Source organism: Enterococcus sp. AMC2644, assembly GCF_058216475.1.
Map to the genome: position 1 here is coordinate 2,393,928 of NZ_CM177095.1, position 24,841 is coordinate 2,418,768.

A 24,841-nucleotide genomic window follows, 5' to 3' on the forward strand; every position below is an offset into this window, starting at 1 on the left:
AAAGATATGATTTGTATATCTTTTGATGTATAATAATTTTAAAGAAAGGTGGGTCTGTGATGGAAAAGATTAAAATTGGTTCATGGGGCAATACGAGTGCAATACGACTTTCAAAAACGATTATGGCAGCATTAGGAGCCGAAAAAGGCGAACAACTCAACGTTGTGATTGAAGGCAATCGAGTGATTTTAGAAAAAACATCAGAAACTGAAGAAGAATTGACATTTGATGAATTATTTAAGGACTACGACGGTGAAATTTTCCAAGCAACTCCATATGAGTTTGAACCCATAGGTAAGGAGAAATGGTAAAACAAGGCGATATCATCAAAATCAATCTTGACCCTAAAGAAGGTCATGAACAACAAGGTTATCGTCCGTATATTTGCTTAAGTTATAAAGGGGTCATTAAATTTTCCAATGTAGCGATTCTTGCGCCAATCAGCAATACAAAACGAAACTACCCGTTATATGTTCCACTAAAAGATACGAAAACCACTGGAAAAGTTTTATTAGACCAGTTAGTAACCATTGATTTCAATGCTCGAAAACACAGCTATGTGGAAACGGTCAATGAAGAATTTATCGGACAATTATTAAAAATTGTCAAAGTGAATTTTGAGAAAGATTAATGTACAAAAAAGAGAATTACCCGTTTAAACAGGACAATTGCTGCTTCTCTAAATTGAGATTGTATTGATTTCATGATATATTCCTTATATAAGGAAGAGTTGTGCTAACAACCCTTCTATCAGCATCGTTTAAGACGGTGACCAAAGTTAATAATTTTATAGAAATAATCGTCGACTGGCTAAAGAGGATGGTTATTTCTTTTTTGTCATTTTTTACTGTGGATAGGATACCAAAGATAATCGTTACGGTAAAATAACCCAACGCAATCATTAGCCCTAACGCTTCAGCGACTGACAAAAGGGCATCTTCTTTCTAAAGATTTCAGCACTCATTTTCATAAGCACCATCACCTCTCGAATAAGATTAGCCACCGTCACAAACTTTACTGCCATGCAACAAAATATCTTTCGTTGCAATATTTCTAACAATTATTGAATTTTTTAAACAGCAGCTAAAGAAATCATTAAAACTAAAAAGTAAAAGTTAGAACGGATGTAAATATCGAGACCCAGAAACACAGTTAATCAATCTTAAAGTAAGGCAATACGATTAAGAGCTGATAATTACATCAAAATCTGCATAGACTTTGTTAACATCAGTTCCAATGACTATTTGTAGGTCATGTTCACTCTGCTTAACGATTGCAAGAGCACCTGTTTTACGAATCGATTCTTCATCTACAATACTCATATCCTTGACATTTAATCTCAAACGAGTCATACAGTTTGAATAACTAGAAACATTGTCTTTACCACCAACGAATTGTAGAATTTTTTTTGCCATATAGTAATAATTACTATGATTTAGTTTTAATTGTAGTTCTTCCTCAGTAACCTCATCGCTAATTTCAACTTGTTCCACACGTCCAGGAGTCTGCACATTGTCTCTGATAATAATTGTTTTGAAGGTAAAGTAGTAAAGAACGCCAAAAACTAAACCGATGGGGAAAATTAGCCAAGCACGTTCACTCATGTTGTATAAAAGGATATACTGAATAATGTTTTTACCACCGCCATGACTGACACCTAATAAGGCCGTAATGACACCAGCTAAACCGCTATACAATGCGTGGAAAAAATAAAGTTTAGGGGAGGCAAACATGAACGTAAATTCAATTGGTTCAGTAATCCCACCTAACACAGAAGTAATTGCACCAGATGTCATCAAACCTTTAACTTCTTCTTTTTGACTATCAAAAGCTGTTTGATAAATAGCATAAGCAATTGCTGGTATACCGAAGAAAAAGGCAATATAAACACCAGGACCATAAATTCCAGCAGAGATATCTCCTGCAAGGAAGCGTGGAGTAAGACCTTTAACGATTTGACCTGTCGCTGTTGTGTATGATCCTAATTCAAACAAGAAATAAGCATTTAATACATGATGCAAACCAAAAGGAACTAAAATTCGTTGTAGGAAAATGAATAAGAATACACCAAATACACCTAAACTAGCAATTCCAGCACTTAAAGCTGCTAACCACGATTGTGGGTAAACCCATACTACTGAAAAGAAATAAGCCATAATAATTGCCAAGATAGGTGAAAGGGTGATAACCATTTTTTCTCCGCCAAAGAAAGCGAGATAAGTAGGCACGTTCCATTGGCGAGAGTAATTGTATAAGATAGCAACCATCGCACCAAAGATAATCCCACCGAATACCCCCATATTAATAGTTTCATTTAGAAGAGCTATATTTGATTTGAATATCAAAAAGGAGATTGAAGTGGCAAACATCACATAAACTTTTTCGTTGCCTTTTGAATAAGCCACTGCAGCAGCCATGGCAAAAATCAAATCTAAGTTACCGATAATAATAGAACTAGCATTAGCGATGACGGGAGCATCTAACATGGCTGGTGAGAACAAATTACCAATGATTGCGGTAATTGGAATAATCGCAATTGGAATCATCATAGTTTTACCTAATAAAGATAACTGAGTAGAAATTTTATTCCATATTTTTTTCATTTGATAAGCTTCCTTTCGTAAATCATTTATTTTGGTGTAGCTGTTGAATGCGTAAAACATGAATACTTAAATAAATTTGTTCGTTTTCACTAAGTTTTTTCTCGAATATTTTTTTAGATAATACGTTCGCTTTATTAATAACTTGGTTCAACTTAATCAAGTCCATCTCCTTCATTCGTAAAAAACCATCACCTAAAATTACCTCACTTGTATCTTTTTGATTACTTATCAGTCGTTGAGCTAAAAATTTTAAATGGACAATCAATCGTTCATAGATCCAATCATTATATGAACCATCCACTTCATAGCTTTCGCTAATGATTTGAATCATTTGTTTAATAAACTCGGTAATCTTATAAACATCCGTGTTATTGCCTTGCATCGAAGCATTCAGAATGTGCATAGCTAGATAAGAAGCTTCATCATCATCAAAATTCGCGTTATATTTTTTTCTAATTAACTCAACTCCAAATTGCCCGACAGCAAATTCTTTTGGATAGAAGAATTTAATTTCTGTCATCAATAAATTGGGAACAATAATATCCTGATGAAACATTTCTATTTTAAAAGAAATATGATCTGCAAGTTGGAGTAATAGAGAGTCAAGTAAAGGGTAATCAATACTTGCTTGTGCTCTAATAAAAATTTTTCGCGCAATTTCCAATGCCTCCGCATCTATCCGATCGATTATTTGTTGGATATCTTGTTTATTAGGTTCAGATAATTTGAATAATTGATAATCGTCATCTAATGATAGTTCTTTTTGTCCACGCGTCTTATGTCCAATGCCTCGACCAGTAACTAAAGCAATTTGATCGGTGTCAGTAAGTACAGCAATAATATTGTTGTTGTATATTTTTAAAATTTCCATAAATTACCTCAAACCTTTCATAATAGAGTCTGTAGAAACTTAATTTCTTGCTCGGTGTGAGCGGAACTACCTCCTTCATGACCACTAAATGGGTAGTAAAACAGTTCTTTTTTTGACTTGATTCGATTGTAAGTGGCGAAAAAAGCTTTTGCGGGACAAACGTTATCAACGCCACCAACTGAAGCTAACAGAGGAACAGTTAGTCTTTTTGCTAAATTTTTTGTATCAAAATAACTTAGGTTGTGTAAAATAAGGGCTAATTTTTCTGGGTCATATTTACAAATCGATTGAAAGGCTTTAAATGAGCCAGTGTTTTTTAAAACTCGCTGATCAATATCACTATTGCTAGGGACATTAGCGAGTACTGCAGTTGCATTTTGCATAAGGCAACCAATCGCTACAGCTAATCCTCCCGCCTGGCTAGTACCCTCTAAAACGTATTCTGAATAACCTAGTTTTTCTGGTAAAAGGGAAGCTAACATCATATCAGTGTAAATCATTTTTAGGTAACATGATTCTAGATCAAAAGCATTTAATGTAATGATTTCTGACATTGGACCTTGTAGTGGTGTATTACATCCAGTTTCACCACCTTGAAGTCGTACGTCAAAAGTTAAAACATCATAGCCAATGTCTAGCCAATGAAAATAAAGATGCGGTTCCCGTTTAGAGCTTCGATAACCATGAGTAGTTAAGATACATTTCTTGTTGGCATTATTTTTACTACGAATATACCAACCATAGATTTTTGTGCCATCTAAAGCGGGAAATGTAATTTTAAAAACTTCTTTTGTTTTTAAAAAATAATTTTCCTCAGTTAATGAATAAGTAAAATTATATTGCAATATTTCTTGAATTTGTCCTTCCCAAAATTCATCAAAATCGTCTGCTCTCGTTTCCTCTCCAAGATAAGATAAGTAGTTTTCAGGGATATTTTTAGTCATTTTCTCTCCTCCGTTCTTAAAAAAGCGCAAAAAAAGGCAAAACTTGTAAGTTTTGCCTTTCCAGTAGCACCTTAAACAAAATATAACATAGTAAAAAATATGTGTCAACGCTTTCTTTTAAATTAAAGGTTCATTTTTTGACAAGAAACCACTTTTAATGTCATATAATGTAACATGTGAGTTTGGTTAAGCTTTAATCATATATAATTGGATTGTAAGTGTTTAAAAACATAGAGAGTGTTTGACGAAAAGAGTAAGGGAATATTAGTTCTTAATCTAAACTGAAAAGGATCAGTGGTAAAAATTAAACTGAGGGGCAGACCACTTCATATGTCCTAAAAAGAAAAAATCGAAGAAAATTCTGTAATAAGATAAAACAGTAGAAGAGAATCATAACGGCTAGTTGTCTAAAACAATTGTTTGTATTTACATTTTTTTATTCAGCATTGTTCAGTTTTTGCTTTTTGATAATAATCCGAGCTCTATTAAAATAGAATCTCTTAACTGTATTTGTTGTAAAGATACAGTTAAGAGATTCTTTGTATTTACTCAATATTTAGGGGTTGATAATTTTTAAGAATCTATAAAGCAGCTCGCTATTGTTAACTGCTCTTAAAAGATAATAATCCTGTAAGAACCCGTTGTGATTTTGAATTATGCAGATTGTGCAAACGATGATTTCGCAATACTGTTACTCCCAAAATTAAACTTAATATTTCTGAAGTGACTAAAAGGGATGTTAAAGAGAGCAGTTAAAGTTTGCCCTAAAGTTATTTCTGATTAACCATTAGTATAAAGTAAGAATAAATTGAGTAGCTCTAATAACCATAAAATACTGATACAACTTATATGAAAATACTTATGATTAACCAAAAGTGCAATATATTCACGTAAAAAAGCATTGGGAATGAAAAATCGCGTTGTTTTTGCTCCCAGACCATCTATTTCTAAGCCTACATAACGAGCGTAACCAGCAGCTCTAAACGTATGATAATCACTCGTAGAAAAAAGCCCCTTGCTTATATTAAGTTGTTTTTCTGTCAAAATAGCTTTAGAAAATTGCATGTTTTCGTAAGTAGTACGCGAGTTTTCTTCTGAAATAATTTTATCAGGAGGGGCACCTTTACCTAAAGCGTATTTTTTCATTGCGGCCCCTTCTGGAATAGTTTCGTCTATTCCTTGCCCACCGGAACAGATTAGTAAAGGATACTTTCCATTTTTTTTGAATTGTTTTTGAGCAAAAGTTAATGCAGCTTCAATGCGAGAAGCCAATAATGGAGTAACCTGATCACCATCGTAAAGTCCAGCGCCTAAAATAATAATGTAATCTTTATCGTAACTAGGCTTATATAACCGTGTGATAAAAAAAGAAGTGATAAAAGCTAAAAACCAAAAAGCAATGTAGATAGCAACGGGAGTTACCATTGCTTGGTAAACAACAATCATCCATGAAGGAAAAAAATTTTTTAATAGATTTTCCACAATTGGAAACGCAATAAGGATTATTCCTAAAATAAGAGTCAACGTATTTGCTAAAGTATGACTTTCTTTTTTCCAGACGATAGCTGCGTTCCATAATAATAAGATTCCTAATACTGAATAGATGGCAATTAATGGAATCGTGATGATTGCAACCAGGTAGTAGACAAATAAGTATAACCAATGTATCTGACTTTTTTCAGCAGATAAAATAATAGCTACTCCTAAATTGATTAACCAGATATTAGCTAATGCACCATTAAGTAAACGAAATTTATTTTGACGTAAACTAATGACAAGACCCATAAAAACAATAAAGGAAGTTATCCATAAACCAATAATTAGATGAGAATCTATACTATTCACCATATTTTTTCCTCCTATAACAACATTGATAATTACTATATCAAAAATAAAAATTTTAGTCTAATCCACAAAGTTATTCGTAAAACAAAGATCAGTAAATTGTTGCAGTAATTGCATGCTCGCTTATTGTGTCTAGTCATAATCAGAATCAAATAAATGAGGTCATTAACAAGATTCATCGCTTTATAGATGTAGATACATGAAAAAGTAGGGAAGCCTTAGTAAGGATTCCCACCAAAATGAAGTAGTAGTGTAATTTTTTCGGATAAATTAATAGTGAGTAAAAACTTAGCTAGAGTTAGAAAAATAGTTGTTTCGAAATATTGTATTTTTAAGCTAGATTTCTGATACTTTAAAATGAAAAATATAGCTAAAATAGAAGGTATAAAGTATGAAAGAGGAGAAGCATATGGGGAAATTTGAAATCAAAGAAGAGTTCTATTTAAATGAAAAGCCAATCAAAATTATTTCAGGAGCAATCCATTATTTTCGAGTGGTTCCAGAATATTGGCGTGATCGTCTAGAAAAATTACGTTTAATGGGATGTAATACTGTAGAAACATATGTAGCTTGGAATATCCACGAACCTCAAGAAGGAAAATATGAATTTAGTGATGGTTTGAATTTACGGAAATTTATTGAGATTGCTCAAGAAGTTGGTTTATACGTTATTTTACGATCTGCACCTTACATTTGTGCTGAATGGGAATTTGGTGGACTGCCCTATTGGTTATTAAAAGATGCAAATATGAAAATCCGTTTTGAATACAAGCCGTTTATCGATAAAATTGATCAATATTTTGATCATTTGTTGCCACAAGTGACAGACTTGCAAATTACTCAGGGCGGACCAATTATCATGATGCAAGTTGAAAATGAATACGGAAGTTATGCCAATGACAAAGAGTACATGCGTCATATCGCACAAATGATGATCGATAAAGGAGTGGATGTTCCACTAGTAACTTCTGATGGACCTTGGGGAGATATGCTAGAAAATGGAGCTATTCCAGAAATAGCTTTACCTACAATCAATTGTGGTTCAAATGCTAAAGAAAATTTTAAACGCTTACGTGAATTTCATGGAGAAAAGCGTCCGTTAATGGTTATGGAATTTTGGATTGGTTGGTTTGATGCGTGGGGAGATGACGAACATCATCGCACGAGTGTAGAAGATACAAGCAAAGAATTAACGGATATTTTAGATGAAGGATCTGTCAATATCTATATGTTTCATGGTGGAACCAATTTTGGCTTTACGAGCGGCGCAAACTATTATGAAAAACTAACGCCTGATGTCACAAGCTATGACTACGATGCACTGTTGACTGAATGGGGAGATATTACACCAAAATATGAGGCATTTAAGGAAATAATTAGTCGTCATACAGAAATTCCAGAGTTTCCATTGTCAACAAAGATTCAAAAAAAATCATATGGAGAACTACAGGTAACGGATCGCGTCTCTTTATTTGAAACATTGGATACAATCAGCGAAGCGTATCACTCGAACTACCCTGTATCTATGGAAAATTTAGATCAAAGTAGTGGATATATTTATTACCAGAGTAAAATTGGGGCTGCTCGAAAAATTGAAGATTTTCGCTTGATTTCGTGTATGGACCGAGCAAATGTATTTATTAATAAAACGCCTCAGTTTATTCAATATGACTTAGAGCTTGGGAAAAAAGAAAGCTTTACTTTGGAAAAACCTAACAATGAGTTGGGCATTTTAGTGGAAAATATGGGACGTGTAAACTATTCTGTCAAAATGAATCATCAACACAAAGGGATTAAAGATGGCGTAATCATTAATGGTGCTTTTCAAAGTGGTTGGGACATGTACACTTTGCCAATGAATAATTTAGAAAAGGTTGATTTTACAAAAGAATATGTCAAGGGACAACCTAGCTTTTCTCAATTCGTTTTCCAAGTAGAGGAACCAGGTGATACCTTTATTGATATGGAGGGATGGGGAAAAGGCTTTGTGGTAGTAAATGACTTTAATATTGGGCGTTATTGGAAAATCGGACCCCAAAAACGTCTCTATATTCCTGGACCGCTTTTAAAAGCAGGGGAAAATAAGATTATTATTTTTGAATCCGATGGTGAAACGTCAGACAAAGTAGTGTTAACAGACATGCCAGATCTAGGATGATAGATCATTAACACAAGTATCAGTTTAATTAGTTACCTATAGACAGTCAATGGATTTATTCCATCTAATCTTAGCATTGGATGGGATGAATCCATTTTAGAATTCTCAGTATGTATTAGAAAATGACTAATAGATGGAGTGATGACTTTATAGTATCAACTGGTACATAAAAAACCTTAAAGTTAGAGAGTCTCTCCCAACTTTAAGGTTATATACAAAACAATAGAAAATTATTGTCGTTTGTTTTATTTTACAGAACCAAGCATCCCTTGAACGAATTGTTTTTGCAAGATGAAGAATATAATTGCGATTGGTAAAGTAGCTATTACGATACCACACATCATCATTCCATAATCTGGCGTATAAGATGCGCCCATAGCTGATAATACTAAAGGAATAGTCCGTTTATCAGGGCTTTGTAAAGCAATTAATGGCCATAAATAGTTATTCCAGCTATTCATAAATGTAATGATTGCAGCAGCAGCGTAGGTATTTTTTGCTGTAGGCATATATACACGAAAGAAAATGCTAATTTCATTTAATCCATCAATTCGAGCTGCTTCAATCAAATCTTTTGGAAAGGACTTAATATTTTGTCTGAAAAAGAAAATCAGAAAAGCTGTAGAGACAAAAGGAAGTATAACGACAGCGATATTATTAATTCCCAGAAAAGTTCCATTTAGCTTACTAAACATGCGATATAGAGGAATCATTAATGCAGCAAAAGGAACCATCATGGACAATAATAAAATATTGAAAATCATATCTTTCTTTTTGGTTCGATAAATTTCAAATCCATAACCTGCCATTGATGACAAAATTAGTGCTAAGACAGTTGTAATAATGGCGATGACAGCTGAATTCCATAAAGCCTGAACAAAATTTAAATTAGATTGAAATAGATTTTGAAAATTAATAGTTAGTTGATCTCCAATCATTAATTTTCCGGCTGTAATGTCGACCGCTTTATTTGTCATCCCTAAGATCATCCATACGAATGGAAAAATAGAAAGGAAGGACATAACCGATAAGAAAAGATATTTTAATATACGTAAAATAAGTGACATTAGTCTTCACGCCCCCCAATAGCAGTTTGAATAATTGATAGAATGACAATAGCAATGACGATTACGAACGAAACGGCAGCAGCATAACCAAAATTTGGTGTGAATTTGTAGCTTAGATTATAGATATACTGAGATAAAGTAGTCGTTGCATTTGCAGGGCCACCTTGTGTAATGTTTTGAACTTCGTCGAATAATTGTAGCGTACCAATTGTTGATGTAATTGTGGTAAACAAAATGATTGGTTTTAGATTAGGAATAGTAATTTTGAAAAACTGTTGCATTTTTGTCGCACCATCAATATCAGCTGCTTCATAGATAGAAGGTTCAATATTCTGCATTCCTGAGATAAAGAAGATCATGTTATAACCGGTCCATCGCCACGTAATAGCGAAAATAATTAAAAATTTCGCCCAAAAAGGATCAGTCAACCATTGAATCGGTTGCTCCAACAAATGTAAATCTAAGAAAACTTTGTTGACCAATCCATTGGCAGAAAATAAGGATTTCATGATTAAGGAATACGAGACTAAAGAAGTAATACATGGTAGAAACATGGCTGTTCGAAAGAGACCTTTAAATTTCAATTTTTTATCATTGAGAATATTCGAGATGACTAAAGCTAAGAATAACATAATGGGCACTTGAATAATGAGGTACAAGAATGTGTTGCCGAAAGCTTTTTTAAAGGTAGAGTCAGTTAGCATTCTTTGGTAATTTCCGAAACCATTAAAAGTCATGTTATTGGGTGTTCCAGATTGAAACGATGTAAATAATGAAAAGATCATCGGTACAAATACCAATAAAGTAATCAAAGCAACTGGAATAATAATGAAAATATTTCCGTTAGCAAACCAATTTTTTTTCCGATTCATAGTTTTCCACTCCTAATTATTAAAAGAGAAACTCATGATAGATTATCACGAGTTTCTAAATTACTTTAATTTGCAATTTGTGCTTCTACTTGTGATTGGGTGTCGTCTAGGACTTTATCAATATCTTCTCCTGCAATTACCCGTTGTAAACTTTCAGTTAAAATAGACTCAATGGCATAAGTAGAATTTCCGTAATTCACTGCAGGTACTTGACTTGACCAAGTTGAAAAATCTTCAAAAACTTTTTGATTACCGTAGAATTCTTGTTCTTTTTGATATTCTGAAGTTTCTTGAGCAGCATTCATAGTTGAAATTAACCCAATTTCAGAAGCTAAAGTTCCCATTAATTCTTGATTTGATGCAAAAGTATCCTTCAAGAAGTTTTTGGCATTTTCTTCACCAGCCACACCTTTGATGACATACCAACCACCGCCACCAATACTAGAAGCATGAACAGATTGTGAAAGAGAAGCAACTGTAGGAATCGGAGCAATTTTCCATTTTCCACTTTGGTCTTGAGCGCCTTGAATGGAGCTAGAATACCAAGAACCTAAAGGAACTGAAGCAACATTTCCAGATTGAACTGCATTTACACCGCCATCCCAATCAGAGGTTTGTTCAACAAGACCTTCGTTGATTAGCTCAGAGAAGATTTTCAAGCCATTTTTTAAAGACTCGTTATTTTTAATTGTGACTTTTTTTCCATCTTCACCGGTATACCATTCTCCTGCAGATTGCATGATGATACGAATTAACCCTAAATCACTTGGGTTTAGAGAAAGCAGTGGATGACCAGTTTTTTCTTTTACATCCTTCCCGATTTTTACATAATCTTCCCAAGTAATGTTTTGTAAATCCTCATCTGTATAACCAGCTTCTTCTAAGTAATCGGAACGATAGAACAAACCAGCCACTCCAGAATCAAAAGGCACACCATAAATAGTGTCATCGATTTTATTTACTGCAAATTTATAGCTAGAAAAAGCACTTTCGTCGACGATATCTGTTAAATCTACAAAAGCATCATCATAAGCCGTTAAATATCCTTGGATTCGATAATCTTCTATTAAGACAATGTTTGGTAAGCCTTCTGTATTTCCTGAAGCTAAACTCGTATTTAATTTTTGTACAATATCGTCTTGAGCCATGGTTACCACTTCAACATCTACATCTTGATTGTCATAAACTTTTTTAGCTTCCTCAACTGCTTTGATATTAAAGGTCTCATCCCATGCCCAAACAGTTATTTTATCGCTGTCTTCAGCAGCGTCATTATTTGTAGAATTACTATTTCCACAAGCTGTAAATAGCAGTAATGATGATGTAAATAAAATACCCTTTAAAAACTTTTTCATAATTCCCACTTCTTTCAAATTAGTTTGTTTTTCAATAAGAATATACCTCATGAGGAAAGCGCTAACAATACGTTCTTGCTAAAGAGAGAAATAAGTCCTAAAAAAGGAAAAAAATACTAATTGTTTATTTTATAGAATAAGCTATACTTTAAATGGAAGGAGGGAGGACTTATTAACGATTTTGTAAAATTACTGATTGTTGACGATGAAAAAGCTATCAGAGAAGGAATAAAAAATTTAGTATTATGGGAAGAATTTGGTTTTAAAATAGTCGGTGAAGCCAGTAATGGCAGTGAAGCACTAAAACAAATCCGTTTGGTTAAACCACAAATTGTCATTACTGATTTAGTTATGCCGGAAATGAACGGATTGGAACTGTCTAAAATTATTCAACATCAATATCCCGAAATTGAATTCTTAATTCTTAGTAGCTATGATGATTTTGAATATGTCTCACAGTCGTATAAAAACGGGGCTGTCGATTATATTTTGAAGCCAACCTTAAACAAACAGAATTTATTGAAAGCGTTGACAAAAATTGCGCATAAATATACTAGAGAAGATACGCAACGTTCTTTGCAAGAAGAATTACCAAAAAAAGTTGTTCGAATCTTAAATGGTTATTTGGATGACAGTGTTGATGAATTAGCATCTTATTTAAAATATCCCCATTACCGATTGTTGTATACAAATTCTTATTGGTATACAGATAATCAACAAATTATGCGTTGGTACGAAAATGTCGAGACCTTTTCGGAATTAGAATGTCAAAGTTTACCTTTTTTTGCGAATGACGGAGAATTATTATTGTTGCTGTCAAGTCCCACTCCCTTAACACAAGATGATTTAAAGCAATTATTAGCGCCTATTCGTTATACTATTCCACATTTATTTATGATAATAAGTAAGGATTTCCAGGATTTAAATAGCCTAACCAAAACTTATGATTATTTAAAAATGAATGCAAGCGGTCAAAAATTTTACCAAAAGAACCTTAAAATCGTTTTTCCAGAGGATTTTATTTTATTAAATAATGGTGAAAACTTTGATACCAATAAATTTATCAGAGCATTATTAAATAATGATTTTTTATCAAGTATGATTCGGATTGAAGACTTTTTTAATCAAATGATTTTAGCCTTTGTTCATCCAATTTATTTAAAACAACAAGCAAGCAGTATTTTTTATACGCTACTTTCAAGTTTGGAAGGGCGATACCCTCATAATAAAGTGTTTCAAAAATTAAAAAGGAGTTTCTTCAATAAAATAAATGGAAGTACTACTTTGGAAGATTTTTCTAAAATCTTTTTTCAAACATTAGAAGAAATTCAAGCAGGTATAAATAAAGAAGGCACTGAGTTGCTTGAAGATGATTTAGTTAGAGAAATAGCGGTGTATATTCAACAAAACTACAAAACTAATTTAACTTTAAGTGAGTTAGCAGACCACTTTCATTTTAGCTATAATTATTTATCAACCTTTTTTTCAAAACATTTTCAAATGAGCTTCAAAGATTATTTAAGCAAGATTCGTTTTAATGAAGCAAAAAAATTATTAATTCAATCTGACTTAAATTTATCTGAGATCAGTAATTGTATAGGTTATTCAGATTTAAGTTATTTTTCTCGGATTTTCAAAAAAGAGTTTGGTGTAACTCCAACTCAGTATAGGAGAGAAAATCGCTTATGAAGGCTTTTTTAAACAAAAATGAATTGTTTATCCGATTGTTAATGATGTTTATTACCTGTATTGCTATGGCGAGCACACTGGTTTTACTCATCACTTATAATCGATCAAAGGAAACCTATATTGCTTCGTATAGAAATTCCAATCAATTATTAATGCGTAAAATCCAAGACGATTACGAGTATCTCCATGAAAATATTAATTCTATTTTTCAAATAGTCTCGAAAAGTACAGCAACCGTAAATTATTTAAAGAATAAAGAGGTTGATGGAAAAACTATTTTAAAATTGAATGAAGAAATGCAAGATACCCGTTTTGTCACAGCAGATATTCCTTCTAATCTAATTCTTTTAGGTGAAAATGGGCAAACTTTCTTTCAAAATGAAGGTGTCAGAAGCATAGAAATTGAAGAACTATTAGCAGGAGAATTAGTCCAAAAAATAAATAGCTCAGAGAACTTAACACAAATGTATTTTATGGAAAATGGCTTAACAACTGCTACTAAAAGTTCTCCAGGTCTACTATTTGTTCATAAGCTTCAAGATGCGAATGAACAGTATGGCTATGCCTTAATATTTATAACTGAAGCCAATTTTGCCTCTATTTTTCATTCGCTTTTTGATACTACATTGCATAAAACCTTTGTAGTAAATAATGAAACGAATCAAATTGTTTCATCCAACCGAAAAGAATTGGTAGGAGAAAAATTTCTATCCGAAAAAGAGAATAAAGGCTTCTATTCAAATCAAATGAATCTGTATTCTTTTAATTATCGTTTATATGATGTGATTGATGAGAATATTCTAGTTCGAAAGATGAATGTTATTCAACCAATGTTAATTATAACCGTAGCTGGTATTTTTTTAGTTAGTATTTTCGCTTTTTTTATCATTCGACAATTAACAAAACCTTTATATCAATTAATCGATGAGTTGCCATCAGTTATTGATGATGGTTTTTCGAATCAGGTGAAATTAAAAGGAACATATGAAGTGGAAGAACTGGGACGCTCTTATAATCTAATGTTAAAAAGACTTCAAGAGTACTTTGATCAGTTATTAAAAACTGAAAATGCCAAACGTTTGGCAGAAATCAGATCTTTGCAGATGCAGATTCAACCACATTTTATATACAACACACTAACCTCAATCAAATTTCTTATCTTTCAAAATGAAAACGAAAAGGCGATAACTGCTTTAGATCATTTTATTAAATTGTTACGACATAGTCTACGTAACTCAAATGAAGTAGTTACGCTAGCTGATGAAATAAAAGGGCTAAAAGCATATACTGAAATTTTACGACTTCGCTATGGTGATAATATACAAATGAATTATTTTGTTTCAGATGAAGCAAGTAATTGTTTGGTACCCAAAATGATTGTGCAACCGATTATTGAAAATTCTTACTTACATGCTTTTCCAACTCAAGAAGAAGGCTTTATTCAATTATTTGCGACAATGAGAGAGGGCGATTTAATTATTGAAATAATGGATAATGGCATTGGTTTTAAGCCAGAGACGGAATTAGCGGGGAAAACAAGTAAACTTAATTATTCTGGAATTGGACTAAAAAATATTAATGAACGGATTCAACTCCTATACGGAAATCGGTATGGTTTAACTATCCAGTCTGATGAATCGCTAGGAACGACGATTATGATACGTCTACCTAAAAAATAATATGAAATGAAAAAAACAACTGAGAGCAGAAGTAGGCGCTCTCAGTTGTTTTTATTTAGTATAGACCTCTAAATTTTTTTGGGGTATATTGTGTACGTTTTTTAAACATATCAATAAATTGACTAGTGGATTCAAAACCTACTTTTAAGGCAATCATTTGAATGGACAATTGGGGCTCATTAATCAATAGTTCTTTTGCTTGTCGAATCCGAAAGTCAATGATGTATTGGTAGGGGCTTTGTCCCATAAATTTTTTAAAAAGACGGCTAAAATATTGAGGACTTATGAATAATTTCTGAGCAATTTTTTCAACGGTGATGGCTTGATTGTAATTTTTTTGGATTTCTTTTATTCCTGGAGTAATATATTTTTGAAATAATATATGATCTTGAATAGGCTCCTGGTATTGTCCCAGTTGAAGTAAAAAATGATAACTAAGGACGGATAAACTTAGCTGCTCTGGTTCATTTTCAAAGGTAGCAATCATTGTTTTGATTGTTTCTGAGAAGGAAAAACGTTCGGTATCTTCAGCTAAAAGATAGGTCTGATTCGATAAAATATCATTAAACTTACTTTTTAGCTTTCCGTCAAAAGTGATAAAATTTGTTTTCCAATTTTCCGTTATAGGGTAATATGCGTGAGGAATGAATGGAGCGATTAAAATGCCTTCGCCTTCTTTCAAAATAAATTTATGGTGATTAATCCAAATTTCACCAGCGCCTTGCTCTGTTTGTAGCCAATGATATAAAGGATAGCCTTGCATTCTTTGTAGGCTAACTTGCGTCCAATTGTTCCCAATACTTTCAAGACTAATTGGGAGTTGTTGATTGGATAAATTGAAATAAATTGCCATAATAGTCACCTTCAATGTTTCTAAATCTTATATTTTTTAGTTTAACATATTATACATTTTCTGTCAGATAGCGTTTACAATTATTCTGAAAAAGGAGGAGTTCAATTTTGAAAGAAATGAAACGAATGCTTTATGGTGGAGATTATAATCCGAATCAATGGGAAAAAGAAGTCTGGACAGAAGATATGCGCATTTTTAAAAATGCAGCCATTAATTCTGCAACAATTAATGTATTTTCTTGGGCAAAAATCCAACCTAGTGAAGAGGTATACTTTTTTGATGAGCTAGATGAAATTATTGAAATGTTATCAGAAGAAAATTATGATATTGTTTTAGGAACTTCCACAGCGGCTTTACCAGCATGGTTATTTAAAAAATATCCAGAAGTAGGCCGTGTTGATTTTGAAGGACGGCAACATCGCTTTGGTCAACGTCATAATGCGTGTCCCAATAGTTTGGTGTATCAAAAATATGTTACTTGTTTGGTTGAGAGACTTGCGGCACGATACGGTTCTAATCCACATGTAACTATTTGGCATATCAATAATGAATATGGTGGTGAATGTTACTGTGAAAACTGCGAAAAAGCTTTTCGCATTTGGTTGAAGAAGAAGTACCAAACAGTGGAAAGATTGAATAAAGCTTGGAATTTAGAATTTTGGGGGCATACCATTTATGAGTGGGATGAAATTGTAGTTCCCAATATTCTAGGCGATGCTATGAGTGAAAATGAGACTGCATTTGCGGGCTTGTCGATTGATTACCGTCGTTTTAACTCTGATAGCTTATTAAATAACTTTAAATTAGAACGCAAAGCAATCAAAAAATACGACACAGAAACACCCATCACAACCAACTTAATGGGAACTTATAAAGGCTTAGATTATTTTAAGTGGGCGAAAGAGATGGATATTGTTTCTTGGGATAACTACCCTTCTTATGATACACCATGGAGTTTAGTAGCAATGACACATGATTTAATGCGAGGCTTAAAGAATAAGCCGTTTATGTTGATGGAACAAACACCTAGTCAACAAAATTGGCAACCTTATAATTCTTTAAAAAAACCCGGGCAAATGCGTGCTCAAAGTTACCAGACAGTTGCTCACGGAGCAGATACGATTCAATTCTTTCAGCTACGTCGAACGGTTGGAGGGTGCGAAAAATTTCATGGAGCAGTCATTGAACATGTAGGTACAGAAAATACGAGGGTATTTAGAGAAGTTGCTGAACTAGGGCATGAGTTACGTGCTTTGGAAGATTCATTGTTAGGTGCTAAAAATGTGTCTGAAGTAGCAATAATTTTTGATTGGGATAATTACTGGGCTTTGGAATATACAAGTGGTCCAAGTAAAGATTTAAAATACATTAATCAAATTCATCACTATTATCAGTATTTTTATGAGCAAAATATTTCAGTGGATATCATCCCATTTGATGGTGATTTTTCAAAATATAAAGTAGTAGTCGCACCGGTGTTATATATGGTGAAAGAAGGAATGGCAGAACAGTTGGAGACATTTGTTGACGATGGCGGAACGTTGATCACTACTTTTATGAGTGGAATTGTTGATCAGTCAGACAACGTTCACTTAGGTGGTTATCCTGGACCTTTAAGAAAATTAGCTGGTATTTGGGCAGAAGAAATTGATGTCTTAGCACCTGAACAAATGAACAGTATTCAATTTAATGATGGTCAAGAAGGAAAATCGTATTTATTAAGTGATATTCTACATCCAGAAACAGCCGAAAAATTAGGCGATTATACTAGTAATTTTTATCAAGGAACACCGTTTGCAACAGTAAATACATTTGGAGATGGGAAAGTTTACTATATTGGTACACAATTAGATGACAAGTCATTGGCTAAGGTTTTGAATCAGGTCTGCGAAGAAGCAGCGATTCAATCTGTGCTAGGAGAAAAAACATCGTTGGAAGTCGCTTACCGCGAAAAAGACCAAAATGGCTATTATTTCATCATAAACTTTACGCAAGAAATACAGCCATTACCTAAAAAGCTGATTGGAAAAAGCGATATACTGAAAAAACACCAGTTAACCGAAGAAACAGTGCTAGAACCATATGGAGTTTTGTTAGTGAAAGAAAAACTTTCATAAATAATAAAAAAATATGCACCCCCTAAGTTAGATTTTTTCTAACTTAGGGGGCTTTTAGTGGTACAGTAAGCCTATGTGCTTAAAAAAATTATCTGACTTTATAGACAATCTAAAATATTGTGACTATAATTTTATAGAATGGAAATTGTGTTAGTAGTTATTTCCAATATTTCTGTATAAAGTTTGTAATGTTAGCGTGATTAATATGGAATCAATCTTTATTTGATAAAAAGAGGTGAGAAAATGCAAGCAAAATATCAGCTTATTGCTGACCAGTTACGAAAAAAAATTAATCAACAAGAATATAAAATGAATCAAGTAATACCTTCTGAATCTCAGCTGCAAGCAGAGTATCAGGTGAGTAGACATACTATTCGCCAAGCGATTTCTATTTTAGTAAACGAGGGATTATTAAGAAAAGAAAAAGGTTCTGGAACCTATGTGGATAATGTATTTAGCCAAGGACAACCGACACTTATAGAAAGTAAAACAATCGGTGTTATTACTACATACGTATCAGATTATATCTTCCCCTCGATTATTCGAGGAATTGAAGATGTTTTAAGTAAAAATGGTTACTCACTATTATTAGCTAGTACAAATAATAATTACCAAAAAGAAAAAGAGTGTTTAGAAAAAATGCTTCATCAGAATGTTCAGGGATTAATTATTGAGCCAACAAAGAGTAATCAGTATAATCCGAATCTGGCTCTATATGTTCAATTAATGGAAAAGGGGATTCCAATGGTGATGATTAATGCCTCTTATGAAGAGTTAGATATCCCTAAGATTGCTGTAGATGATATTTCTGGAGGATATCTAGCAACAGAATTACTGTTAAAAAATAATCATCGTAATATTTTACTCATAACAAAAATCGATGATTTACAGGGGAAATATCGCATGAAAGGTTTTATTCAAGCTTTTGAAAAATATAAAATGGCATTGGCTGCTGAAAATATAATAACTTATACAACAGAAACTAAAATGGAAGTTCTGTCTATGGTACTTAAAAGAGTTTTACAAGGAGATATTACAGGAATCGTATGTTACAATGACGAACTTGCTAACAATGTTAGTCAATTACTATTGAAACAGAAAATAAATATTCCTCAAGATATATCTATTATTGGAAATGATAACTCTAGCTTAAGTCAGATAGGAGATGTACAATTGAGTACATTAGAACACCCAAAAGAAAAGCTAGGCATTGATGCTGCGGAGTGGATTGTGAAGTCAATTAAAACTGGTAAAAAAATGCCAGGGATTAGTTATACTCCTGACATTATCGAAAGAGATTCTATAGAGAATATCAAAAAGACTTAAGATTTTGAAAATCTTAAGTCTTTTTTTGATTTAGGTGTAATAGAAACAAATTTTCAAGTACATGTACGTATATAAATTAAAAATATATTGACATGTACGTACATCTATCTTAAAATGAAAGGGAATTCAATAGGAAAGGTTTGTGGAGAAATGAATCATGTTGTTGACAAACAAAAGCTAGATATTATCAATGGTCATACTGCTTTAGGGATTGAATTAGGATCAACTAGAATTAAAGCTGTTTTAGTTGATTCAAAATTGGAACCAATTGCTTCAGGGAGTTTTGAATGGGAGAATCAACTTGTTGAAGGGGTTTGGACATACTCTCTGGAGCAAATATGGAAGGGGTTACAAATCAGTTATCAGAATATGACGGCGGAAGTGTCAGAAAAATATCAAGAGACTCTTGATAAGGTTGGTTCTATTGGTTTTAGTGCGATGATGCACGGCTACCTTGCTTTTGATAAAAATGACCAATTGTTAGTTCCCTTTCGTACATGGAGAAATGCGACAACTGAGGAAGCAGAAGAAAAATTAACGAAAACATTTAAATATAATATTCCTCAACGATGGAGTATAGCTCACTTGTATCAAGCAATATTGAATAAAGAAGAACATATCTCAGAAGTAGCCTTTTTTACTACATTAGCAGGTTATGTACATTGGAAATTGACAGGAAAAAAAGTTTTAGGTGTGGGAGATGCATCAGGAATGTTTCCCATTAATCCACTAACAAAAAATTATGACCAGAAGAAAATAGCGACTTTCCAAGAACTCTTAGATGACGAAGGTGTTTCGTTAAAATTAGAAGCGATTTTACCACAAGTACTTGTGGCAGGAAAAAATGCAGGTCGACTAACAGAAGAAGGAGCCAAATTATTGGATCCGTCTGGTGATTTACAATCAGGGATAGCTTTTTGTCCACCAGAAGGCGATGCAGGAACAGGGATGGTGGCGACTAACAGTATTACGAAACGCACTGGAAATATCTCAGCAGGAACATCGGCTTTTGCAATGATTGTATTAGAAGAAGAGATGAGAGAAGTGCATCGTGAAATTGATTTAGTGACTACACCAGTCGGTGATCTAGTAGCGATGGTGCATACTAACAATTGTTCTTCAGAAATTAATGGCTGGTTGAAAATATTTAAAGAGTTTGTTGATGAGTTAGGTATAGATATTAGCATGGATAAACTTTATGAGACCTTATTCAAAAAAGCATTACAAGGAGATGAAGATTGCGGTGGATTGTTATCTTACGGTTATTACTCTGGAGAAAATATCACACGTATGAATGAAGGAAGACCTTTATTTGTTCGCACACCAGAAAGTAACTTTAATTTAGCGAATTTTATCCGTGTACATCTTTCGAGTGCTTTTGGCGCTATGCGTGTAGGTATGGATATTTTAAAAAATGAAGGAATTAAAATTAATCAATTAGTTGCTCATGGTGGGATTTTTAAAACTCCTGAAGTTGCACAACGTATTTTAGCTTCTGCGATGGAAGCACCCGTTACAGTAATGGAGACAGCTGGTGAAGGAGGGGCATGGGGAATTGCGATTTTAGCAGCTTATCTACAAGTAGCAGATGACCTCTCTTTAGAAGATTACTTAAATGAGCATGTCTTTTCAGAAAATGAAGGAGTAACGATTTATCCGACTGATGAAGAGCTAGAAGGATATGAATCTTTCATTCATCGTTATAAAGAAGGATTACCAATTGAACAAGCGGCAATTGATTATTTGAAATTAGGAGGGAAGTAACTTGTTAGAAAAATTGAAGGAAGAAGTTTTTAAAGCTAATTTGGATTTACCCAAACACGGATTAATCAAATTCACTTGGGGCAACGTTTCAGCAGTAGATCGTGAAAAAAATTTATTCGTTATTAAACCAAGTGGTGTTGATTACGAGACGATGAAAGCTAGTGATATGGTAGTTTGTGATTTTGCAGGGAATGTAATAGAAGGTGAATTAAATCCATCTTCTGATACACCTACTCATGCAGTTTTATATCAAAAATTCCCTGAAATAGGTGGAATTGTTCATACGCATTCAACTTGGGCAACTATTTGGGCGCAAGCGGGGCTAGATATTCCTGCGATGGGAACTACTCATGCGGATACCTTTTATGGGGCAGTTCCTTGTGCGAGATTTTTGACACAAGAAGAAATAGATTTAGGTTATGAAGAACAGACTGGCTACTTAATTGCCGATACTTTTGCGGAACGCCAAATTAATCCGATAGAGGTACCAGGAATATTACTTCATGGACATGGTCCGTTTACTTGGGGAAAAGATGCTCAATCAGCAGTTGTTAATGCAGTTGTTTTAGATGAAGTAGCTAAAATGAATCTTTTTGCACGCGAGCTAAATCATTTTGCAGAAGTGTTACCTCAGCGAGTTTTAGATAAGCATTATTTACGTAAACATGGAAAAAATGCCTATTATGGACAAAAAAAGAAATAAGGAGCGAATGAATATGTTAGAAATTGGAAAAAAAGAATTTTGGTTAGTTGTAGGATCACAACATTTATATGGAGAAGAAGCTTTACAAGAAGTGAAGAAAAATGCCCAAACTATTGCTGATGGCTTAAACAATAGTGGGAAATTACCTTATCCAGTCGTACTACAGGAATTAGCAGTTTCAGCTGATACGATTACAAAAGTAATGAAAGAAATCAATTATCGTGATGAAGTAGCTGGAGTGATTACTTGGATGCACACATTTTCACCTGCGAAAATGTGGATTAGAGGAACAAAATTATTACAAAAACCCTTGTTACACTTAGCTACTCAATACAATGAAAGCATTCCTTGGGCAACAATTGACATGGACTTTATGAATTTAAACCAAGCTGCTCATGGAGATCGTGAGTATGGTTTTATTAATGCACGCTTAAATAAACAAAATAAAGTTGTCGTTGGTTACTGGGAAAATGAATCTGTTCAAATACAAATCAGTCAATGGATGGACGTAGCAGTTGCTTACCTTGAAAGTTTCAATATTAAAGTGGCTCGTTTCGGTGATAATATGCGTAATGTTGGTGTGACTGAAGGTGACAAAGTAGAAGCTCAAATTCAATTTGGCTGGACTGTCGACTATTTTGGAATTGGCGATTTGGTACAATATGTAGAGGCTGTTAAGCAAGATGAAGTGGATGCGTTGTTTGAAGAATATCGGGAGTTATACGATTTTGACTTTGGTTCATATGATGAAGAAATTTGGGAAAAGCATGTGAAAGTGCAAGCGCGTCAAGAAATTGGGATTCGTCGATTCTTAGAAGCTGGAAATTATTCAGCTTTTACGTCTAACTTTGAAGACTTGTATGGAATGCAACAGTTACCAGGCCTAGCTGTACAACGTCTAATGATGGAAGGGTATGGATTTGCTGGAGAAGGCGATTGGAAAACAGCAGCGATTGATCGTTTAATGAAAATTATGTCGCATAATCAAAATACCGGTTTTATGGAAGATTACACTTATGAACTAGCGAAAGGAAAAGAAGCGATTCTTCAATCTCATATGTTGGAGGTAGACCCATCATTGGCTGCCAATAAACCAAAAATTATGGTTTCGCCATTATCAATGGGTGATCGTGAAGATCCAGCACGTTTAGTATTTGATGGAAAAGGTGGATCAGGAGTAGTTGTTTCTATGGCTGATTTTGGTACGCAATATAAACTATTAATCAATGAAGTAGATGCTTTTGAGCCGACTGAAGAAGCACCTAATTTACCAGTTGCTCGTGTCATGTGGACGCCAAAACCAGATTTTTATCAAGGAGTGAAATCATGGATTGAAACTGGTGGAGGACATCATACTGTGCTTTCTTTGAACTTAACTGCTGATCAAATTGAAACATGGGCGAAATTAGTTGATTTAGAAACCGTTGTAATTAAATAAGCAATAAAATTGGAACATAAGTCTATTTAACAGTAAAATATCCGAATCTTATAGAGATTACTTCAGCAAATTCTCGTCACAAATTTATTGGAGTTAGTATTACTCAGTCTATATTTTTCGGATATTTTTGTCTTGTTTTTACTTATGTCATAGTTTCAATTGTTTACTTTTAAATTGAAAGAAAAGAGGGCAAAGCAAATGAATCAGGAAAAATTTGGTGTAACAAAAACCGGAGAAGCGGTATTTTTATACACGTTTGAAAATGAAAAGGGCTTAAAAATGACGGTTAGTAATATTGGGGCGGTTTTAACCAATCTATGGGTTCCAGATAAAGAAGGCACACTGAGAGATGTCGTTTTAGGTTTTGATACCGTTGAAGGATATGAGACAAACGATGATTTGTATTTAGGATCAACGATTGGCCGTAATGCGAATCGAATTGCAAATGCTTGTTTTGAATTAGATGGTGTAACGTATCAATTGACTAAAAATGATGGAGAAAACAATCTGCATAGTGGAAAAGCTGGGTATCAATTAAGAGTTTGGGACGTTAAAACGGTAGATGAAGCTAATAATAAGATTACATTTAGCCTAATTAGTCCAGATGGCGATCAAGGCTATCCAGGCGAATTGACTTTAGATGTGAGTTACCAATTAACAGAAGATTCAATAGTGATTACATATCAAGGAAGTTCTTCCAAAGATACAGTGTTGAATCCAACCAATCATAGTTATTTTAATTTGAATGGTCACAACAGCGGAACCATTATGAATCATCGCCTACAGTTACAAGCGAGTCATTTTACACCGATGAAAGACAGCCAAGCAATTCCGACCGGTGAAATTCTTTCAGTGGAACAGACTCCAATGGACTTTAGAGTAGAAAAACCAATTGGAGAAGAGATTGATCAAGCGTATAATCAACTTGTTTATGCGAAAGGCTACGATCATAATTTTGTATTGGATGATCCAACGAAGGGCTTTGTTCGTTTGACAGGCGATCAAAGTGGGATTGTGATGGAAGCAACGACAAATCTACCCGGAGTCCAATTTTACACAGGCAACTTCATGTCACATACTTTAGGCAAAGAAGCAGCGATTTATCGTTTCCGAGAAGGCCTTTGTTTAGAAACGCAATATTTCCCTAATGCAGTCAATGAACCACAATTTCAAACGCCTTTGTTGAAAAAAGGTGCGATTGTGGAGTATTGGGTAGAGTATAGATTTAGTAATTAACTTAAGTGTTAACTACTTTTTCTGTATCTATTTTTATTTTTTTTGACCTTAATCTAAATATTAATGTTAATTATTTTTATCAATACTATAAAATAGTATGTAAAAATGTTATTGACAGCGTTTTCTATTTATTGTATATTTATATATAAGTTAAACGAATTGAGAAAGGAGAATAAAAATAAGCATGAAAATTTGATATCTTATTTCTTTAAATATGAAAGTGGTTACAGAGTAGGATTGAAAATTTAGAGTAAGCATATCAAGATATCGATGTGAGGTTTTGAAAAAAATATTGAATTATTACTAATTTAGTATTTAATA

20 protein-coding genes are annotated in these 24,841 nt (G+C 33.5%); 11 read left to right on the forward strand and 9 right to left on the reverse strand.

The window, feature by feature from the left end; all coding sequences use genetic code 11:
• Positions 1–59 precede the first annotated feature (59 nt).
• Complete coding sequence (locus tag AC4BC5_RS11720; protein WP_490495547.1) at positions 60–311, forward strand: AbrB/MazE/SpoVT family DNA-binding domain-containing protein; 252 nt, start codon at positions 60–62, stop codon at positions 309–311.
• The gene (locus tag AC4BC5_RS11725; RefSeq protein WP_490495548.1) at positions 305–631 is read left to right on the forward strand and encodes a type II toxin-antitoxin system PemK/MazF family toxin; all 327 of its coding nucleotides are present in this window, start codon (positions 305–307) and stop codon (positions 629–631) included. The genes AC4BC5_RS11720 and AC4BC5_RS11725 overlap by 7 nt, the downstream gene beginning before the upstream one ends.
• A 70-nt stretch (positions 632–701) precedes the next feature.
• Here AC4BC5_RS11725 and AC4BC5_RS11730 read toward each other — a convergent pair whose 3' ends face one another.
• The 5 genes from AC4BC5_RS11730 to AC4BC5_RS11750 all read right to left on the reverse strand — a co-directional run bounded on the left by AC4BC5_RS11730 (position 702) and on the right by AC4BC5_RS11750 (position 6,266).
• Complete coding sequence (locus AC4BC5_RS11730) at positions 702–902, reverse strand: hypothetical protein (protein ID WP_490497547.1); 201 nt, start codon at positions 900–902, stop codon at positions 702–704.
• Positions 903–1,181: 279 nt separating this feature from the next.
• Entirely contained in the window at positions 1,182–2,603 is a 1,422-nt protein-coding gene (locus AC4BC5_RS11735; RefSeq protein ID WP_490495549.1) for a PTS transporter subunit EIIC, read from the reverse strand.
• Positions 2,604–2,625: 22 nt separating this feature from the next.
• Positions 2,626–3,474 (reverse strand): PRD domain-containing protein, encoded by an 849-nt coding sequence (locus AC4BC5_RS11740; protein WP_490495550.1) that lies wholly within the window; start codon positions 3,472–3,474, stop codon positions 2,626–2,628.
• Between the two features lie 17 nt (positions 3,475–3,491).
• On the reverse strand, positions 3,492–4,418 hold the full coding sequence (locus AC4BC5_RS11745; protein WP_490495551.1) for an acetylxylan esterase: 927 nt from the start codon (positions 4,416–4,418) through the stop codon (positions 3,492–3,494).
• Positions 4,419–5,198: 780 nt separating this feature from the next.
• Entirely contained in the window at positions 5,199–6,266 is a 1,068-nt protein-coding gene (locus AC4BC5_RS11750) for a YdcF family protein (RefSeq protein ID WP_490495552.1), read from the reverse strand.
• Positions 6,267–6,672: 406 nt separating this feature from the next.
• Here AC4BC5_RS11750 and AC4BC5_RS11755 point away from each other — a divergent pair, with 406 nt between their 5' ends.
• Positions 6,673–8,421, forward strand: a complete 1,749-nt coding sequence (locus AC4BC5_RS11755; protein ID WP_490497548.1) for a glycoside hydrolase family 35 protein — start codon at positions 6,673–6,675, stop codon at positions 8,419–8,421.
• A 245-nt stretch (positions 8,422–8,666) separates the two neighbouring features.
• On the opposite strand, the gene AC4BC5_RS11760 is transcribed toward AC4BC5_RS11755, so the two are convergent.
• From AC4BC5_RS11760 to AC4BC5_RS11770, 3 genes are all read right to left on the reverse strand, one after another.
• A complete protein-coding gene (locus AC4BC5_RS11760; protein ID WP_490495553.1) occupies positions 8,667–9,488 on the reverse strand; it encodes a carbohydrate ABC transporter permease in 822 nt (273 codons plus the stop codon).
• The gene (locus AC4BC5_RS11765; RefSeq protein WP_490495554.1) at positions 9,488–10,360 is read right to left on the reverse strand and encodes a carbohydrate ABC transporter permease; all 873 of its coding nucleotides are present in this window, start codon (positions 10,358–10,360) and stop codon (positions 9,488–9,490) included. The genes AC4BC5_RS11760 and AC4BC5_RS11765 overlap by 1 nt, the downstream gene beginning before the upstream one ends.
• A 65-nt stretch (positions 10,361–10,425) precedes the next feature.
• Entirely contained in the window at positions 10,426–11,715 is a 1,290-nt protein-coding gene (locus AC4BC5_RS11770; RefSeq protein ID WP_490495555.1) for an ABC transporter substrate-binding protein, read from the reverse strand.
• Positions 11,716–11,910: 195 nt separating this feature from the next.
• Between AC4BC5_RS11770 and AC4BC5_RS11775 the strand changes: the two genes are divergently transcribed.
• Together AC4BC5_RS11775 and AC4BC5_RS11780 are read left to right on the forward strand one after the other, a co-directional pair.
• Positions 11,911–13,404 (forward strand): response regulator transcription factor, encoded by a 1,494-nt coding sequence (locus AC4BC5_RS11775; protein ID WP_490497549.1) that lies wholly within the window; start codon positions 11,911–11,913, stop codon positions 13,402–13,404.
• On the forward strand, positions 13,401–15,083 hold the full coding sequence (locus tag AC4BC5_RS11780) for a sensor histidine kinase (RefSeq protein WP_490495556.1): 1,683 nt from the start codon (positions 13,401–13,403) through the stop codon (positions 15,081–15,083). The genes AC4BC5_RS11775 and AC4BC5_RS11780 overlap by 4 nt, the downstream gene beginning before the upstream one ends.
• Before the next feature lie 55 nt (positions 15,084–15,138).
• On the opposite strand, the gene AC4BC5_RS11785 is transcribed toward AC4BC5_RS11780, so the two are convergent.
• Positions 15,139–15,936: an AraC family transcriptional regulator gene (locus tag AC4BC5_RS11785; protein ID WP_490495557.1), complete on the reverse strand. Its 798-nt coding sequence runs from the start codon at positions 15,934–15,936 to the stop codon at positions 15,139–15,141.
• A gap of 104 nt (positions 15,937–16,040) precedes the next feature.
• On the opposite strand from AC4BC5_RS11785, the gene AC4BC5_RS11790 reads away from it, so the two are divergent.
• The 6 genes from AC4BC5_RS11790 (at position 16,041) to AC4BC5_RS11815 (ending at position 24,520) form a co-directional block, all read left to right on the forward strand.
• The gene (locus AC4BC5_RS11790) at positions 16,041–18,053 is read left to right on the forward strand and encodes a beta-galactosidase (RefSeq protein WP_490497550.1); all 2,013 of its coding nucleotides are present in this window, start codon (positions 16,041–16,043) and stop codon (positions 18,051–18,053) included.
• Positions 18,054–18,296: 243 nt separating this feature from the next.
• The gene (locus tag AC4BC5_RS11795) at positions 18,297–19,379 is read left to right on the forward strand and encodes a GntR family transcriptional regulator (protein WP_490495558.1); all 1,083 of its coding nucleotides are present in this window, start codon (positions 18,297–18,299) and stop codon (positions 19,377–19,379) included.
• Between the two features lie 150 nt (positions 19,380–19,529).
• Positions 19,530–21,143 carry a xylulokinase gene (locus AC4BC5_RS11800; protein WP_490495559.1) on the forward strand — a complete coding sequence of 538 codons (1,614 nt, stop codon included), beginning with the start codon at positions 19,530–19,532 and terminating at the stop codon, positions 21,141–21,143.
• 1 nt (position 21,144) lies between these two features.
• Positions 21,145–21,846, forward strand: a complete 702-nt coding sequence (locus AC4BC5_RS11805; RefSeq protein WP_490495560.1) for an L-ribulose-5-phosphate 4-epimerase — start codon at positions 21,145–21,147, stop codon at positions 21,844–21,846.
• 13 nt (positions 21,847–21,859) lie between these two features.
• On the forward strand, positions 21,860–23,284 hold the full coding sequence (araA, locus tag AC4BC5_RS11810; RefSeq protein ID WP_490495561.1) for an L-arabinose isomerase: 1,425 nt from the start codon (positions 21,860–21,862) through the stop codon (positions 23,282–23,284).
• 198 nt (positions 23,285–23,482) lie between these two features.
• Positions 23,483–24,520: an aldose epimerase family protein gene (locus AC4BC5_RS11815; protein WP_490495562.1), complete on the forward strand. Its 1,038-nt coding sequence runs from the start codon at positions 23,483–23,485 to the stop codon at positions 24,518–24,520.
• Positions 24,521–24,841: the final 321 nt, after the last annotated feature.